Origin of the sequence: Pseudoponticoccus marisrubri, from assembly GCF_001482405.1 — a bacterium.
GTDB lineage: Bacteria > Pseudomonadota > Alphaproteobacteria > Rhodobacterales > Rhodobacteraceae > Pseudoponticoccus > Pseudoponticoccus marisrubri.
This window is the reverse complement of record NZ_LPXO01000037.1, coordinates 1-2,328: the sequence shown is the minus strand read 5'-3', so window position 1 is coordinate 2,328 and position 2,328 is coordinate 1. Positions and strand designations below refer to the sequence as shown.

The following is a 2,328-nucleotide window of genomic DNA, read 5'->3' as shown; positions in this document are numbered from 1 at the left end:
TGCGCGCGGCCGTGCCGGTGAAGGTATCGTCGCCGTTGCCGAGATCGTAGGTCAGGTCGTCGACGCCGCCGCCGATCACCGTGTCGTCGCCGTTCTTCAACTCGATAACCGGAACCGAGTTATTCTCGACATTGACCGCGGAGAAGTCGAACAGGTTGCTCCCGTTCGTTCCCTTCAGTGCCTTGCCATTGCCGCGGTACACCTCGATCCCCGAGACATGGACCCCGTCGTTGAAGCCGAACAGCTGCAGCGAGCCGCCCGTGTTGATCAGTTCGTCGCCAAGCCCGCCAGCCTCGTCGCCGCCGTGAATCACGTCGTAGAGCGCATCCTGCCCTGTGGCGAAGAAACGATCATTGCCATCCATGCCGAACAGGCAGTCGTCGCCGCCGCCGGCCGTGATGTCGTCGTTCCCGTCAAGACCCAGCACCAGGTCGTCGCCGTTCGTGACGTTCCCGATGGCGCCCGGCAGGCCGTTCGACGGGATCGTATCGCCGCTGTTCGTGCCGATGACGACATTCTTGCCGACGAAGCAGTCGGCCGCGATCGGCAGGCCATCCACCAGCAGGGACGCGCTTTCGAAACCCTTCGCGGTGAAGTCGAGGGCCGCGATATCCAGCGTCTTGCCGGTCGGGTCGCTCAGGTAATCGTCGAGCGCCGCCGCCTGGGCGGGGTTCGTCACGATCGCCGTGAACTCCGCCAGCGTCAGGTTGAGCGTGATGTGATCCTCGGTGTCCTGGGCACCACCGTCGTACTGGGTGCGGAGCGTTCCATGCGCATCGGCCGTAGTTACCACGTCGTCACCACTGAGAAGGTTGACCCGCTTCCAGTTGTCGAGGTCGATGCCCTCCAAGTCGAAGGTGTTGGCGTCAGCAGTTCCATTGAGGTTCAGGCCGCCGTTGTTGAACTTACCCTTGCCGACGATCTCTTCGAACCCGCTGACGGCGCCCGGACCGGTTCCGGCGTTGATATCCGCCACCTGGAGCGCCGCGGAGGTGCTGCTGTTCGCCAGCACATCGTTGCCGTCACCGCCCTCGACCTGCGTGTCGTTCAGCAGGTGGTCGGCCCGTGCCAGCACGGTGTCGTTGCCGGTGCCGGCGTCGATGTCGTCGGCGCCGCCGCTCGTAATGACAATGTCGTTGCCGCCCGCGGCGTCGATGGTGTTCGACTCGCCCGCATCCGCGTTGTTGCCGCTCTCGCCGCTGATCTTTTCGTCGGCGTCGCTGCCGAGGAAGGTGTCACTACCGCCCCCGAGGTTGATCTCGATCTGGGACACGACATCGTCAAAGCCGGTGACGCTCGCGCCCGTGAGATCGAGCGTGTCGTCGCCGTCCTTCATGTTGATGCGGCGGATATTGTCGATCGAACCGCCGGATAGGTCGAAGGTGTTGTCGTCGTCCGTGCCAGAGAGCGTCCGGGCGCCATTGTTGAACTTGCCGACGCCCTGGATGGCCTCGATGTTCTCCGCATTGCCGCCGCCCGAAAGCCCTGCATTGACATTGCCGAGCGTAATGTTCTGCGACGTCGCAGAACTCGTGATCGTGTCAGACCCTGCGCCACCATCGATGTGGTCGTCGAGAGCCGATCCGCCATTCACGATGATCGTGTCGTCCCCGTCGCCGGCGAAGACGCAATCGGCGCCGCCGTCCTCGGTGTGGATGACGTCGTCACCGTCGAGACCGAACGCCAGATCGTCGCCGGAGGTCATGTTGCCGATCACGCCCGACGAGGACGCGATGTCGATGACGTCGGCGCCGTTCGTCCCGGCGACCACGTTCTTGCCGAAGCAGTCGGTGATGTCGATGCAGGTCCCGTTGACCTCGGCCGAGAGCGTCACCGTCTCGAAGGTGTCATCGACATTGATGCCCACCGGGCCCAGCGCCGCGTTCAGGCCGGCGACCGCACCGGCGTCGGTCGGATCGGCGACATAGGCCTCGACAGCGGCGATGTCCGCGGCCGAGAGGCTGGCCCATTGCGCCGGGGTCAAGTTCAGCGTGATCGTGTCGGTATGGTTCCCGCCGCGATACTCGATGGTCGCGGTGGCGTCCGCGTCCGTCACCACGCTGTCATGGCCGTTCCCGAGGTTCACGAGGGTTACGTTGGTCACGGTCACGCCGCAGAAATCGAACGTGTTGTTGCCGCCCGTGCCGGAGATCTTGACGCCGTTGCCGTTTCCGCCGGCCGCGCCGGTCAGCTTCTCGAAATTGTAGACACTCACGCCGTCATTGAAGCCGCCCAGCTGCAGCGCCTGGTTGGCGTTCTCGTTGACGATCTCGTCCGTGCCGTCGCCGCCGTCGAGCGTGTCGTTCAGCAGCTCGTTCTTCTGGGCGA

The 2,328-nt window shown here is 64.4% G+C and carries 1 protein-coding gene; it reads right to left on the bottom strand.

Annotation, left to right across the window (positions count from 1 at the left end; genetic code table 11):
- Nucleotides 1-2,328 (bottom strand): beta strand repeat-containing protein (locus AVJ23_RS21825; RefSeq protein WP_367576951.1); only part of this gene is annotated, 2,328 nt, incomplete at both ends.